General features: G+C 72.6%; 11 protein-coding genes. 6 read left to right on the forward strand and 5 right to left on the reverse strand.

Annotated features, from left to right (window positions below):
• Positions 1–2 precede the first annotated feature (2 nt).
• The 3 genes from FHX71_RS07535 to FHX71_RS07545 all read left to right on the forward strand — a co-directional run bounded on the left by FHX71_RS07535 (position 3) and on the right by FHX71_RS07545 (position 3,550).
• Positions 3–1,256 carry an ABC transporter substrate-binding protein gene (locus FHX71_RS07535; protein ID WP_246402349.1) on the forward strand — a complete coding sequence of 418 codons (1,254 nt, stop codon included), beginning with the start codon at positions 3–5 and terminating at the stop codon, positions 1,254–1,256.
• An 86-nt stretch (positions 1,257–1,342) separates the two neighbouring features.
• Positions 1,343–2,419, forward strand: a complete 1,077-nt coding sequence (locus tag FHX71_RS07540; RefSeq protein ID WP_182615114.1) for a glycoside hydrolase family 76 protein — start codon at positions 1,343–1,345, stop codon at positions 2,417–2,419.
• Positions 2,420–2,455: 36 nt separating this feature from the next.
• Positions 2,456–3,550: a GntR family transcriptional regulator gene (locus FHX71_RS07545; protein WP_182615115.1), complete on the forward strand. Its 1,095-nt coding sequence runs from the start codon at positions 2,456–2,458 to the stop codon at positions 3,548–3,550.
• Positions 3,551–3,584: 34 nt separating this feature from the next.
• Here the strand turns inward: FHX71_RS07545 and FHX71_RS07550 are convergent, their stop codons facing one another.
• Positions 3,585–4,514 (reverse strand): VOC family protein, encoded by a 930-nt coding sequence (locus FHX71_RS07550; RefSeq protein WP_182615116.1) that lies wholly within the window; start codon positions 4,512–4,514, stop codon positions 3,585–3,587.
• Positions 4,515–4,588: 74 nt separating this feature from the next.
• Positions 4,589–5,167, reverse strand: a complete 579-nt coding sequence (locus tag FHX71_RS07555) for an NADPH-dependent F420 reductase (RefSeq protein ID WP_182615117.1) — start codon at positions 5,165–5,167, stop codon at positions 4,589–4,591.
• A gap of 98 nt (positions 5,168–5,265) precedes the next feature.
• On the opposite strand from FHX71_RS07555, the gene FHX71_RS07560 reads away from it, so the two are divergent.
• The 3 genes from FHX71_RS07560 (at position 5,266) to FHX71_RS07570 (ending at position 9,445) form a co-directional block, all read left to right on the forward strand.
• Positions 5,266–6,063 carry a MarR family winged helix-turn-helix transcriptional regulator gene (locus FHX71_RS07560; protein WP_182615118.1) on the forward strand — a complete coding sequence of 266 codons (798 nt, stop codon included), beginning with the start codon at positions 5,266–5,268 and terminating at the stop codon, positions 6,061–6,063.
• Between the two features lie 719 nt (positions 6,064–6,782).
• Positions 6,783–8,687 (forward strand): glycoside hydrolase family 76 protein, encoded by a 1,905-nt coding sequence (locus FHX71_RS07565; protein WP_182615119.1) that lies wholly within the window; start codon positions 6,783–6,785, stop codon positions 8,685–8,687.
• Between the two features lie 269 nt (positions 8,688–8,956).
• The gene (locus tag FHX71_RS07570; RefSeq protein ID WP_182615120.1) at positions 8,957–9,445 is read left to right on the forward strand and encodes a heme-degrading domain-containing protein; all 489 of its coding nucleotides are present in this window, start codon (positions 8,957–8,959) and stop codon (positions 9,443–9,445) included.
• Positions 9,446–9,498: 53 nt separating this feature from the next.
• Here FHX71_RS07570 and FHX71_RS29970 read toward each other — a convergent pair whose 3' ends face one another.
• The 3 genes from FHX71_RS29970 to FHX71_RS07585 form a co-directional block, all read right to left on the reverse strand.
• Positions 9,499–10,137 (reverse strand): RICIN domain-containing protein, encoded by a 639-nt coding sequence (locus FHX71_RS29970; protein WP_182615121.1) that lies wholly within the window; start codon positions 10,135–10,137, stop codon positions 9,499–9,501.
• 206 nt (positions 10,138–10,343) lie between these two features.
• On the reverse strand, positions 10,344–14,045 hold the full coding sequence (locus tag FHX71_RS07580; protein ID WP_182615122.1) for a glycoside hydrolase family 97 N-terminal domain-containing protein: 3,702 nt from the start codon (positions 14,043–14,045) through the stop codon (positions 10,344–10,346).
• Positions 14,046–14,157: 112 nt separating this feature from the next.
• Positions 14,158–14,811 (reverse strand): hypothetical protein, encoded by a 654-nt coding sequence (locus tag FHX71_RS07585; RefSeq protein ID WP_182615123.1) that lies wholly within the window; start codon positions 14,809–14,811, stop codon positions 14,158–14,160.
• Between the last annotated feature and the right edge of the window lie 16 nt (positions 14,812–14,827).

A 14,827-nucleotide genomic window follows, 5' to 3' on the forward strand; every position in this document is an offset into this window, starting at 1 on the left:
TCATGAGGTCAGCAGCACGTATCACCGGGGCCCTCGCGGCGGTGGCAGTCATGGTCGGGGCGCTGAGCGCCTGCGGCGGCGCGTCCGACGGCGGCTCGGGCGGCGGTCCCGAGGAGGTCACCTTCTGGGGCTCCTGGTCGGGCGCCCAGGCCAAGCAGCTCCAGGCCCAGGCCGACGCCTTCAACGAGTCGCAGGACGAGTACGAGGTCACGTACGTGGGCCAGGAGCTCGTGGAGGAGAAGCTGCTCACGGCGCTCGCCTCGGGCAGCGTGCCCGACGTCGTCCTCTGGGACCGGTACAACACGCCCCTGTACGTGCCGAAGAACGCGCTCGCGCCGCTCGACGAGTACATCGCGGCCGACGGCGTGGACACCGCCCAGTTCTACGAGCAGGCCATGGGCGAGCTCGTCGTCGAGGGGGAGACCTACGGGCTGCCCCTGCTCGTGGACAACCGGTCGCTCTTCTACAACACCGAGCTCCTCGCGGACGCCGGCGTCGAGCCGCCCACCGACTGGGACTCCCTGAAGGAGGCCGCCGAGGCCGTCACCGAGCAGGACGGCGGCAAGCTGTCCGTCGCCGGCTTCGCCCTGGACGACCCGGGCCTGTTCAACATCTGGCTGCGCCAGGCGGGCGGCCAGATGTTCTCCGACGACGGCGCCGGCACGGCGTTCAACAGCCCGGAGGGGCTGGAGGTCCTGGAGTTCTGGCAGGGGCTGTTCGACGCCGGCGTGTACGAGCCCGGCTTCGGCGAGGGCGTCGACTCCTTCGCGGAGGGCTCCACGGCCATCAAGTACGACGGCCCGTGGGCCCTGACCGCGCTGGACGAGGCCGAGGTGGACTACGGCATCGTGCAGCCGCCCGTCGGCCCCGACGGCGGCCAGGGCGCCGGGATGGGCGGGTTCGGCCTGGTCATCCCGAGCGGCGCGCAGAACCCGGACGGCGCCTGGGAGTTCATGAAGTGGTGGACCACCCAGCCCGCCAACGGCGTGGACTTCGCCAAGATCTCCGGCTGGATCCCCGCGAACGTCGAGGCCGCCAACGACCCGTACTTCACCGACGACGACCGCTACCAGGCGTTCATCGAGACCATGGAGTACGCCCAGGTCCGCTCGAACATCCCCGGCGCGTCCGACGTCGAGGGCAAGGCCCTCATCCCCGCCCTGGAGAAGTTCCTGGGCGGCGAGACCGACGCCGCCACGGCGCTCAAGGAGGCGCAGGAGCTGGGCGACCGCATCCTGGCCGACAACGCGCAGTGACACCGCCGCGTGCCGCCCGTCTCGACGAGACGGGCGGCACGCGCCACCCCGGCGCGCGACTCGCGCGCAGCGACCCTAGGAGACCTGTGAACGACTCGAACGCCCGGACCGAGAACCCCTGGTCCGCCCGGGCCGACCTGGCCCAGCGCGGCCTGGACCACTTCTTCGGCGCCCCGGAGCCCCAGCTCCTGGACAACACCTACCCGGCCGGCGACAACTCGACGTTCAACTACTGGTGGCTGGCGCACGTGATCGACGCGCGGCTGGACGCGTTCGAGCGCACGGGGGACCCGGAGTGGCTGGCGGCGGCCGAGGCGACCAGCGCCAACCTGCGCTCCCGCAACGAGGGCTCGCTGTTCAACGACTACTTCGACGACATGCTCTGGTACGCGCTGGCCCTGGAGCGGCTGGCGCGGCTCACCGGGCGCGAGGAGCCGCTGGACGACGCCCGCGCCATCTGGGCGCACGTCGTCGAGCACGGGTGGAACGACACGCACGGGCCGAGCGTCGCCTGGCGCAAGCAGCAGCCGTACTACAAGAACACGCCGGCCAACGGGCCGTTCGCGATCCTGTCCGCGCGGCTGCACGCGCAGGACCCCGACCCCAGGTACCTGGACCACGGCACCGTCGCCTTCGACTGGATCACGAGCACCCTGGTGGGGCCGGACGGGTTCGTCGAGGACGGCATCAACCGCGAGGGCGACGGCCGGATCGACACCCAGTGGCGGTTCACTTACAACCAGGGCCTGTACGTGGGGGCCGCCGTCGCGCTCGACGCCGTCCTGCACCGGCCGGAGCTCGTCGCCCAGGCCGTGCGCACCGCGACGACGGCTATCGCCGAGCTCGCGCCGGACGGCGTCGTCGGCCGCGAGGGCGGGGGAGGGGACGAGGGCCTCTTCAAGGGGGTGCTCTACCGCTACCTCGGCACGCTCCTGGACCGGCTCGGCCCGGGCTCGCCCGACGCCGCCCCGCTCGTGGACTTCGTGCGCACGAGCACCGACGCGCTGTGGGCGACGGGACAGCGCGACGGCTCGCTGCTCGCGGGCGACGACTGGCGCGCGCCCGCGCAGCCGCCCGTCTACTACTCCACGCAGGTCAGCGCCATCATGGCGCTGGAGCTGCGGGCCGCGGTGGAGGCGGGCGAGGCCCTCCGACCACGGTAGATTCATCGGTCATATCCATTCGGTGAAGGGGCATCAGTGAGCCAGCCGCTCTACCTCGAGGTGTACGAGAAGCTCCGCGCGTCCATCCACGCGGGCTCGTACCGTGTCGGCGACCGGATGCCGGCCGAGGCCGAGCTGACCAAACAGCTCGGGGTCAGCGCGATCACGCTCAAGCGCGCCATGGACCTGCTGCGCGACGACGGCTACATCACGCGCCGTCCGCGGCTCGGCACCGTGGTGGTCAGCGAGACCGCCACGAACGCCGTCGGCGCGGGCCCCGGGCCCAGCCCCCTGATCGGCTGCGTGCTGACCGACTTCGACGACACCTTCGGCACGCGCGTGCTGGCGGGCCTGCTCGACGCGTCGGGCACCGTCGCCAACCTGGTCATCAAGCGCAGCCTGGGCGACGGCGAGGCGGAGGGCGACCTCGTGCGCTCGCTCGTCGCCGACGGCGTCCAGGGGCTGGTCCTGGAGCCCAGCTCCTCGCAGTACGTGCCGCCGTCCGTGCTGGAGCTCATCACCCGGGCGTTCCCCGTGGCCATCCTGGACCGCGTGTTCGACGGCGTCCCCGTGTCGTCGGTCTGCTCCGACAACGTCTCGGCGGGCCGCCAGGCCGCGGACGCGCTGTTCGACGCCGGCTACGACCACGTCGGCCTGGTCTCGGCGGCGAGCACGGTCTCCACGGTGCAGGACCGGCTCGACGGCGTCGTCGCCGCCCACGCGACCCGGCACGTGCCGTTCGACCCCGCGCACCAGTTCCGACGGGTGCGCTCCACGGTGCCGGGCAGCGGCGTCGCGCCCGAGGACGACATCGCCGAGCTGGAGAAGTTCCTGACTGCCAACCCGGGCCTGACCGGGCTGGTCGCCACGGAGTACAACATCGCCGTCCTGCTGCGCGAGGCGGCGCACCGGGCCGGGCGGGACGTGCCCGGCGACCTCGGCATCGTCTGCTTCGACCACCCGGACGCGTTCTACGACCAGGCGCGCTACCGGTTCACGCACATCCGCCAGGACGAGACGCACATGGGCACCGAGGCCGTGCGGCTCGTCCTGGACCAGCTCCGCGACGCCGGGCAGGTCACCAAGGTGACGCTGCCGACCGAGCTGGTGCCGGGGAGCTCGACGCGCTGAACCTGGCCGGTCGCGCGGCGACCGGCCAGGTGCCCTACCGGGCCAGCAGGTCCTCGACGGAGGTGCCGGGCACCGAGACGCTGACCTGCGTGCCCCACGGGTCGGCGACGGTCACCGAGCGGCCGTCGTCGGCGAAGGGGAGGTTCGCCGCGCGCAGGCGCGCCACCAGCGCGTCCAGGTCCTCGCGGCCGGGGACGGTGATCGCGACCTCGCCCAGCCCGAGGCTCGCGGCGCGCGGCCCGGCGCCCGCGCTGTTCCAGGTGTTCATCGCGATGTGGTGGTGGTACCCGCCCGCCGACGCGAACAGCGCGCCGGGGAAGCCGGTGAGCGTCGCCTCCAGGCCCAGCGCGTCCACGTAGAACTGCCGGGCCGGCGCGATGTCGCCCACCTGCAGGTGCACGTGGCCCACGCGGCCGGACCGGCTGGGCGCGGCGCCCAGCTCGGCCTCGGTCAGGTGCGTGCGCAGGTAGGCGTTCGGGTCCAGCCAGGCGCTGCCCATCTTGATCTGGCCGCCCTCGTGCACCCACTGCTCGCGCGGACGGTCCGTGTAGAGCTCGACGCCGTTGCCCTCGGGGTCCGTGAAGTAGAACGCCTCGCTGACCAGGTGGTCGCTGGACCCCGTGAACTGCCCGCGCGGGTCCTGCACCGCGCGGTAGACGGTGGCGGCCAGGGCGGCCTCGTCGTCGAACAGCAGGGCCGTGTGGAACAGCCCGGCCTGCCGGTGGTCGCCCGCGGGCAGGCCGGGCGTGTGGACGAGCCGCAGCAGCGGCGTCGTACCCCGCCCCAGCACCCGGTGCACCTCGCTGCCCTTGCCGCGCTCCTCCAGGGGTTCGAGCGCGAACGCAGTCCCGTAGTAGGACGCCATCGTGTCGAGGTCGCCGACGCGCAGCGTCACGGCGTCCATCGCCAGGTCGGGGGTGATGATCCGGTCGTGCACGGCGGTCGGTTCGGTCGGGCGATCCATGGCGGGCTCCAGGTCCGGGGTGGGTGTTCTGGCGGGGTGCTGGGTGCTGGGTGTGCTGGTGCTGGTGCGGGGGGTCAGCGGGCGACGGCGAGGCCGCCGGTCCAGCCGATCTGCTCGCCGACGGCGAGGGTGAGCTGCAGGAAGCCGATGGCCTCCAGCTCGTGCGCGCGCTCCAGCGAGCCGGCGTCGACGGCGCCGAGGCCCGAGGAGGTGACGGCGGCGATGAGGGCCGCCTTGGCGTCGGCGTCGTCCCCGGCGACGAGGACCGTGGTGGGCAGGCCGCCCACCTGCTTGGCGCCGAGCGTCGCGGCGAACGTGGTGTTGAACGCCTTGACGACGTGGCTGGCGGGCAGCTTGGCCTGGAGCTGGGCGGCGGCGGAGCTGCCGGCGGGCACGACCAGGGAGTCGAAGGTCTCGAAGTTCAGCGGGTTGGTGATGTCCACGACGGTCTTGCCGGCGAGCTGCTCGCCGTAGGTCGTCGCGAGGCCGTCGAGGGCGCCGTAGGGGACGGCGAGGACCACGATGTCGCCGTCGAGCGGCGCGGTGCCGACCTGGTCCCGGGCGACGTGGGCGACGTCGTGCCCGCCCGCGGCGAAGACCCCGCCGATCGCGTTGGCCATCGCGCCGGTGCCGATGATCGTGATGCTGGCCATGGTGGTGCTCCCTCGGTTGTTGCCTAGTTGGTTGTATCTACAAGCACCGACCATAGACCCCTTTGGTTGTAGGTGCAACCAACTGTTAGGATGGCGACATGGACGAGCGCGAGCTGAGGTACCCCGAGCGGGTGGCGGTCGCGCGCCTGCACGCCCTGCTGGAGCTGCTGCCCACCGCGCTGGACAAGCGCATGCAGCCCGCCGGACTGACGTCGTTCGAGTTCACGCTGCTGGAGGCGCTGGCCGAGGCTTCCGACGGCAAGCTGCGGCTCAGCGCCCTCGCCTCGCGCACCAACGCCACGCTCGCCCGCCTGTCGCGCGTGGTCACGGGGCTGGAGCGCAAGGGGCTGGTGCGGCGCGCGCCCTGCCCCGAGGACGCGCGGGCGACCAACGCCCTGCTCACCGACCAGGGCCGCGAGGTCTACCGCGACAGCACGCCGCTGTACGCCGACGCGGTGACCAGCATGATCCTCGACGGGCTCACCGAGGGCGACGTCGACGACCTGGCCCGGCTCGCCTACGCGATCCTGACCCGCCTGGACCCGGACCGCCGGCTCGCGGTGACGGCGTCGGCGGGGGTGCCGGTGGGTGCGGGGGTGGGTGCGTCCGTGGCGGGTGCGGCGTCGAACGGCATGCCGACGTCGGCACTGCCGATGTCGGCGATGTCGGTGTCGGCGACAACGGCGGCCCTGGCAGCGGCGTCCGGCACACCCACGTCCCCCGACGACTGCCCCGCCGACCCGGCACCCCTGACCGACGACGAATGCCCGGCCGACCCTGCGCCCATGGCGGCCCTCACCGACGACACCTGCCCGGCTGACCCGGCACCCCGGGTCGACCCTGCCGACCGGGTGGACCTCCCCGACGACACCTGCCCGGCCGACCCCGCCCCCTAACGCCCGCGGCTCGGCCTCGCGCCCCCGCTCCGCCGATGTGCGCTTCTCCCCAGTCATTGCGCCCGAAAACAGCGTGATTCGGGGCCCAATGACGGGGTAGAAGCGAACTTCGACGTCGGGCGCAGTTGGCGGGCGCAGCGGTGGCGGGAGTTGCGTCGTCCGCGACGCCGACGTCGGCCAGCTACTGCCCGGCCGACCCTCTGTGCCCGGCCGCGGGAGCAGCGCCCGGCGATCTGCTCCGCCAGTGCCGCCGTGCCGCCGATGTGCGCTTCTACCCAGTCATTGCGCCCCGAAACAGCCTGATTCCGGGCCTAATCGCTGGGTAGAAGCGCACATCGACGTTCGGTGCAGTGGCGAGCGCGGCGATGAGAGGTGCGGCGGCGTCGGCGTCGGTCGACGAGTGTCCTGCCGGCCGGATGGGCCTGACCGAGCACACCTGTCCGGCCGATCCGCTCGGCTGATGCCGCTGTCTGCCGCGCTGACCGGCAGTGCGCTTCTACCCCGTCATTGGGCCCGAAAACAGCCTGATCCCGGGCGCAATGACTGGTTAGAAGCGCACCATCAGCCCGCGCCCGTCGGCGACCCGCGCGCGCCCGCCCGCGGGCCGCTATGACATCGCTGTCATCTAATGGGTGTATTTCATCCTATTGTCCTGTAGGTTTTGGGTGAAATCACGAGCGCCTGGGGGCAACGTCGCGCCCAGGGGGAGGAGCCCATCGATGTCGATGTTCCGTCGTACCAGACGTGTCCTGCTGGCCATGGCCGTGATCGCCGGGCTGCAGCCGGTCGTCCTGGCCCATGCCGGGCCGCCACCCGCACCCGATACCCCCGCACCGCCGTCCGCGGCGACCGCCGTCGCTGACGCGCGCGTCTCCGCCGACGTGCTGATGGACTCCTACGACCAGGAGAAGGCGTGGTTCGCGTCGAGCTGGTGGAACTCCGCCGTCGCGCTCCAGACCATCGGCGACTACATGAAGCGCACCGGCGACGAGCGCTACCTCGACGAGCTGGACCACAGCTTCGAGACCAACAAGGGACCGTTCCCGGCAGGGCAGCGGTCCACGGACGAGATCTACGGCAACTTCACCAGCCGTGCCATCGACGACTCGGGCTGGTGGGGGCTGAACTGGGTCACCGCCTACGACCTGACCGGCGACCAGAAGTACCTCGACATGGCCGTGACCATCGGCGAGTTCATGAACGAGTTCTGGGACACCAGCACCTGCGGCGGCGGCATCTGGTGGAACGAGGAGCGCACGTACAAGAACGCCGTCACCAACGGCCAGTGGGTCCGGCTGACCGCGGAGCTGCACAACCGTCTGCCCGGTGACACCCTCTGGCTGGACCGGTCGCAGGAGGCCTGGGACTGGTTCGTCGGCAGCGGCATGATCAACTCCGACGGCCTGATCAACGACGGGCTGCGCGACGACTGCAGCAGCAACAACGACACCGTGTGGACCTACAACCAGGGCCTCGGCATCGGCGCGGCTCTCGAGCTGTACCGCGCCACGGGCGACCCGGAGCTGCTGGAGCAGGCCCGGTACCTGGCCGACTCGGCGCTGGAGTCGGACGTGCTGGTCAAGGACGGCGTCCTCACCGAGTGGTGCGAGGCCGCCGGTCGCAGCTGCGACGACAACCAGAAGCAGTTCAAGGGCATCTTCGCGCGCTACCTGATGGAGCTGGCCGACACGACCGGCGAGCCGGCCTACCAGCAGGTCGTCGCCGACCAGGCGGACTCCATCTGGGCGAACGACCGCGACGTCGTCGGCCGGCTCGGCCTGCGCTGGGCCGGCGCGACCGACACGCAGCCCAACGTGTTCGACTGGCGCACCCAGGCCAGCGCCCTGAGCGCGCTGATCGCCGACGTGCCGCAGGAGCAGCCGCGCCGCACCCTGTCGGCCGCGGCCTCGCCGGCGGTCGTGGCGGTGCTGCCCGCCTCCGGGACGGCCACGGAGGTGGGGCTCGACGTCCGCGTCGCGGCGACGTCGGCCCGGCCCGAACCGCTGCCGGTGACCGTGAAGGCCACCGGGCCGCGCGGCTGGAAGGTCACGGCTGACCGGACCCTGCGGCTCAGCCCGCACGGCCATGCCGACCCCGCGCAGGCCACCGTGCCGGTGACCGTGCGTGTCCCGGCGGGCACCGCCGACGGCAGCTACCCCGTCAGCGTGACCGTCACGGCGCGGTCGGGCCTGACCTACACCGCGCGGGCGGAGGTGCTGGTCGCGGGCGTCGTCGACTTCGCCGCCGGGTCGCCCGAGGAGATCCCCTGGCTCTGGGAAGCGGGCGGTTCCGGCTTCAGCGGCGGCGGCAGCCGGTACGCCGACGGCGAGAGCGCGTTCGTCTACCGGTTCCCGTTCCCCGCGGGGACGACGTCGGCCCAGGTGACGCTGGAGATCGACAACCAGTACGTCGTCGAGGTGGGGCCCGACGGCGAGAGCTGGACCACGGTGCTGACCGAGGACGAGCAGATCCGCGACGGCTCCAACCGGGCCGAGCACACCCTCGACCTGACCGAGCACCTCGGCGACGACAAGGCCGCCTACATCCGGGTCTCCGACGCGTTCCCGGCCGACGGCTGGGGCGGCGGCGTCTACCACGTGTCGGCCACGTACGAGGCGCCGTGACCGGGCCGTGCTGACGGGTCTGCCCTGACGGGTCTGCCCTGACGGTCCGCCGGACGGGCCGCCTGACGGACCAGTCGGCTCAGCCCGTCTGACCGGTCCGCCGGATCTGTCCGGTTGGCCCGACGTCGGCCTCTCCTTTGAGACCTAAGTTTCTTCGCTTTGAGCCGCCTCAAAGCGAAGAAACTTAGGTCTCAAAGGAGAACGTCGTCGGCCGGGTTGGCGCCCGCCGGGCTGGACCGGGGCCGCGACGGGCAGGGCAGGATGGGCGCATGAGCGAATCCGATGTCACCGCGATCATCACCGAGGTCGAGGCCCAGGAGGTCGAGCTCGTGCTGAGGTCCTTCACGCACGACGACGCCTGGCGGCTCGGCAACCTGCTCGTCGAGCTCGCCGTCGAGCGGGACCTGCCCGTCACGATCGACATCCGCAAGGGCACGCAGCAGGTCTTCCACGCGGCGCGGCCCGGTACGACCCCCGACAACGACTCGTGGATCAAGCGCAAGGTGCGGGTCGTCTACCGGTTCGGGGCGTCGTCGTACCTGGTCGGGCTGCGGGCCAAGGCCAAGGGCTCAGACTTCAACGCCGACCACGGGCTGCTGTTCCAGGAGTACTCGGCGCACGGCGGCGCGTTCCCGGTGCGCGTCGAGGGCGTAGGTATCGTCGCCGTCGCGACCGTCTCCGGTCTGGCGCAGCAGGACGACCACGCGCTCGTCGTCGAGGCGCTGCGCGAGCTGCGTGAGGCTCAGCCGCTGGTGTGAGTCACCGCAACGGTCCCGCCCCAGTGGGGCGGGACCGTTGCGGTGACGACGGGTCAGGCGAACGACCAGCGCTGGTTGTCCCCGGCGTGGCAGCCGTACACGAGCGCGGGCGTGCCGTTCTCGACGCCGCCCCCGGACACGTCCAGGCACAGACCCGTCGCGGCGTTGCGCAGGGTGCCGTCGGCCTGCGGGGCCCACTGCTGGTTCGCGCCGCCGTGACAGGTCCAGAGCTGGACGGCCGCGCCCTCCTGCCCGCCGCTCGGGTCGTCGAGGCACCATGTCCCGAGGATCCGCAGTTCCCCGGCGGCCGACGCCGTCCAGAGCTGCGCGCCCGACCCGTTGCAGTCGTGGATCTGGAGCGTCACCCCGTCCCCGGCGCCGCCGCCGGGCACGTCGAGGCACCGGCCGGACCCCACGCCCTGCAGCGCGACCGTGGTCGGCGCGGGCGGCTCGGGCGTGGGGGTGGGCTCCGGCTCGGGGCTCGCCGGGGCGTCGACCAGGGTCGCGTCGCTGGGGCTCGGCACCGTGGGCGTCGGCGTCCTGGTGCTTTGCCCGACGGCGTCCTGCGGGGACACGTCCCGCGTCAGCACCCACACCGTGCCCACCACCGCGCCGAACGCCAGGGTTCCGGCGAGCACCCACACGAGCAGGCCGAGGGGTGTGCGCCGCCGGGCTGTGACCTGGTCGTACACCGTTGTGCTTCCTCTCGTGGGGGATACCGCCGTGACCGGCCCGTCGTCGTGCCGGGCCCGCGCCGCACCCTATCGGTCCGCGCCCGCCCGGTTTCGCCCGGCCGGGCACGGACGCGGAGGTCGCGCTCCGTCCCCGACGGCTCCACGCCCGACGGCCCCACGCCCGACGGCGCCGCCACACAGCGGCGCCGTCGGGCACGAGACCGTCAGCCGATCTCCTTCCACGGCCCGTGCCTGTCGCCAGGCGCCTGGTTGCGGGTCCACCACTTCGCCTCGTAGCGCGTGCCGTCGTGCTCCACGACGTCCCCGGTGTCGAAGATGCGCGACGCCGTCCACACGGCGGTGCCGTCGTACGTCTCGGCGATCTCCTTCCACGGCCCGTACGCCGACGCCCCGGGCGTCTGGTTCTGGGTCCACCACGACGCCTGCCACAGCGCGCCGTCGTGCGCGACGAGGTCCCCGGCCGTGTAGATCGTCCGGGCGCCCCAGGCGTCGGCGGCGGGCTCGGTCAGCACCCCGGGCTGCGCCGTGATGCGCAGGTGGTCCAGGTTGATGTTGCCGGTGTCCGCGGCGGTGTGGTGCAGCAGGATCTCGTGCCGCCCGGCGGGCAGCGTGACGAGCACGCCGGGGGAGTAGTCCCAGATGCGCCACCGGTCGGCGCCCTGGCCGAGGTTCGGGAACGAGACCGGCTGCGCCGCGCCGTCGTCCACGGAGACGGAGAGCCGACGGTCCAGGGGCGCGACGACCATGCCGTTGGCGTACCGGAACGACAGCTCCACCGTGGTGGGCGCCGCGGCCTCGTACGCGAACCGCACGCCCGCCCCGGCCTTGGTCAGGTCGCGGACGAACCCGGTGCCCGTGTAGCCGGGGTGCTCGGCGTTGGTGCGCGCGCCGCCCAGCAGCGTGCCAGTCTCCGCCTCGCTGACCTGCTCCTCGTGCTGGGCCTCGACGGCCGCGAGCAGCCGCGCCAGGGTCTGCGCGTCGCCCTCGGCCGCCTCGACCTGGCGAGCCAGGTCGCCGAGCGCCTCGTCCATCGCCTCCGCGTCACCGGACCGGGCGTGCGCCACGGCCTCGGCAGCCGGCTTCCGAAGCCCGACGGCGGTCCGGGCGTCGATCGCCGACGCGTGCTCCGCGTCCCGGATCAGCCCCAGGATGCCGAACAGCCCCGCCGCGGTACCCAGGTAGGGCTCGACGACGGCGTCGATCTCGTCCGCGACCCCCGGCGGCACCGCCTCGACGGACGAGGTCAGCACCGCGTGCCGCACGGCCTGCATCGCCCGGCGGACGGCGGCGAAGTCGTCCCCGCGGCCCGTCTCCAGTGCCGCCTCGGCGCGCTGGGTCATCAGCGCGGCCCGGGCCGGGTCCAGGTTCCGGGCCTCGTCGTCCAGCAGGTCGAGCAGGGTCCGGTCGGGCCGGGGCAGGAGCGCCACGGACACGGGCGCGCCAGGCTTCCCGTCGGCGCCGACGACGGCGAGCCGGTTCGCCGTCCGGTAGTCGACGTCGTCGGCCGCGACGGTGAACGTGAACGTGCGGGTCTGGCCGCCGCCCACGCGGCCCGCGGCGCCGTCGACGGTCGCGCCGTCGACCGCGATCCGGGCCTGGCCGGCCGTCGTGCCGTCGTTGCGGACGGTCGCGGTGACCGTCACGGTGCCGGCGGTCGGCTCGTACGCGACCTCGGGCGTGCCCTCCAGCGTGAACGTCCCGGTGGCGTAGTCCGGCAGCTCGGCGACGTCCTCCGGCGTGGCGGGGCGCAGCTTCACGGCGTGCCCGCCGCCGCCCACCATGGACGCCTCGATCGTGTCGGCCGCGTCCACCAGCGAGTGCGTCACCTCGACGGCGGTCGGGTTGCCCTTCCAGGACGCGTCCCCGGCGTCGGCGTAGACGTCCGCGACGTAGGTGGTGCCCTCGTCCAGGAAGGTGAGCGGCACCCGCACGGTGCGGTCGTTCTCGTCGGTGACCGACCCGAGGTACCAGGTGTCGCCGCTGCGGCGGGCCGTCACGGTGTGGTCGCCCAGGACGGCGTCGAGCACGTGGGACTCGTCCCACGCCGTCGGCATGTCCTTGAGGTACTCGAAGGCCTCGGCGTGCTCCGCGTAGTTCTCCGGGGTGTCCGCCAGCATCTGCAGCGGGCTGGAGAACGTCGGGTAGAGCGCGAGCTGCCCCGTCGTCGTGGTCTGCACGCGGGTCTTCAGGTTCGCCGGGTCCCACGTGACGGCCAGGACGCCGGGCGTGTAGTCCGCGGGCCCGCCCATCCAGCGTGTGAACGGCAGGATCGTGGCCTGCTCGGGCGGGTTGCCGCTCGCGCCCATGTAGTTGTGCTGCTCCATGCCCGCCACGCCCTCGCCCGTCATCATGTTCGGGTAGGTGCGCGACAGGCCGGTCGGCTTGATGGCCTCGTGGGCGTTGACCGAGATCTCGTGCCGGGCCGCCGACTCGATGACCCGCTGGTAGTGCTTGACCGCCTCCTGGTCGTAGTGGCTGCGGTTGACGCCGCCCAGCTCGAACCGCGTGGCGTACCCGGTCTTCAGGGCGTGGATGCCCCACTCCTGGTACTGGTCGAAGATCTCGTCCATGTGCGCGTCGTAGTAGTCCACGTAGCCGCGCGTCTCGTTGTGCGCCATGAAGCCGACGCCGTTCTCCTTCGCGTAGGCCAGCACCTCGTCGATGTCGACGTCGGCCTGCGGCGTCACGAAGTCCTGACCCTTCCACTCGCCGCCCGCGTTCTGGTTCCAGCCCTCGGCCAGCACGTACTTGGCCCCGGACTCCACGGCGAGGTCCACGTACTCCTTGATGCGCGCCGTGGTGGCGCCGTGCTTCGGCCCGGCGTTCCAGGTCGTGTCGCGGCGCTGCAGCTCCCACCACACCCCGACGTACGTGCCCGGGTCGATCCAGTCGGTGGTGTCCGCGGCGCCGTCGTCGTCGGAGTCGACGTCGCAGATGGCGCACGGCGCGTTCAGGTTCTCGATGAGGTGGGACGCCGCCAGGTCGCCCGCGGTGCGGCCCACGGTGAGCGTGCGCCAGGGCGTGGCGAACCCGTCCGCGTCGACGTCGATCACCGCCTTGTCGCCGTTCGGCAGCGCGATCAGGTCCGAGACGAGCGTGCCCGGCGTCGCGCCGCGCACCACCGTCATGCTCGGGAAGTCGATCAGGGCCGCCTCGTGCACGGCCAGGAACAGGCCGTCCGCGCGGGACATCGTGATGGGCGTCTGCGCGGAGGCGACGTCGGGCAACGGCTGCGTGCGGTAGTGCTGCTCGTCCGCGCTCCAGCGGGTGCCCGCCGGGATGGAGTACGCCGTGAGGTCGGCGGGCAGCGCGAACTGCGTGGACTCGCCGGACACGACCACGCCGTCGCCCAGCGCGTCCTGCTCCGGGAAGACGTACCGGAAGCCGACACCGTCGTCGAACACCCGGAACACCACGTCGAGCTCCACGCCCGAGGCCTCGTGCACGGCGTGCACCGTGAGCTCGTTGGCGTGGTTACGCACCTGGGCGTCGTTGCCCCAGGCGGGGGTCCAGGTCTCGTCGACGACGGAGCGCTCCGTGGCCTCGATGCTCAGGCCCGTCGTGAGGTCCACCGCGGGCTGGCGCAGCTTCAGGCCCAGGCCCGACGGCGCGACGACGCTCGTGGTCCCGTCCCGCACGACCTCGTACGTCAGGCGCCCGTCGACGACGTCGACGCCGGCCTCGATCGACCGGTCCGGCGAGGACACGGTGTACCCGTCGAGCGTGCCCGCCTGCTGCGTGGACGCCTCCTGCGCGGACGCCGGGGCGCCGGCCGCCGGGGACGCGGTGGCGACGAGCGCCGGGACCAGCAGGGCCAGCGCGGTGGTCGCGGCCGCGGGGGCGTGGCGCCGTCGGCGTACGCCTCCCGGTCTGCCGCTGGTTCGGTTGCCTGAGGGCAGGTGCACGTTCTCTCCCGGACGTCGGTGTCGGCGGCGCCGGATTGCCTCGATGCAGACCAGCGGCTGAGGTGAGTTTTCCCAGGCAGCCCCCGTACTGTCAAGGTCGCTCAGGCGGCTTTCACCCGGGTGCGCCGCCCTCCCCGGCCACGACGTCGCGCACCCAGGTCTCGCCCTCCGGGCGGAAGCCCACGCCCCGCAGGTACGCCTGCTCGCCCTGCGCGGCCTCCGGCACGACGACGCGGTCGAACCCCTTGGCCGCGAAGATCCCGCTGCGCCGGTACACGAACTCGCCCGGCGTCAGGTCGCGGAACCGCATGGACACCCAGTCGAGCTCCACGACGCCCGCGCCGTCCCCGGCGTCGCGCACCTCCACCACACCCACCGTCTCGTCCCCGCGCTGCACCAGGAACGCCGACCGCTCCTCACCCGGCCCCGGCAGGGCCCTGAAGCGCGGCGCGAACGTCGCGATGTCGGCCTCGTGCGTACGCAGCACGTGCAGCAGGTACGCGTCGTCCGGGGCGACCTCCACGACCTCGTACACCGCGGCGTCGTGGCGCTCGCGGGTCAGGCGGCGCAGCCAGTAGATGTTGATGAGGCTGATCGCGGCGTTCATCGCGAAGAACGGCCAGATCCCGAGGATCGCGTTGTACGTCGTCGCGATCAGGGAGCCGGTCAGGTTGAGCCAGCGGAAGCGGAACACGCGCGCCTGCGTCAGCGACAGGACGACGAGCGCGGAGCCGACCCAGCCGGCGATCTCGAGCCAGGGGAACATGCCCTGACCCTAAGCG

This window comes from Promicromonospora sukumoe, assembly GCF_014137995.1.
GTDB classification, from domain to species: domain Bacteria; phylum Actinomycetota; class Actinomycetes; order Actinomycetales; family Cellulomonadaceae; genus Promicromonospora; species Promicromonospora sukumoe.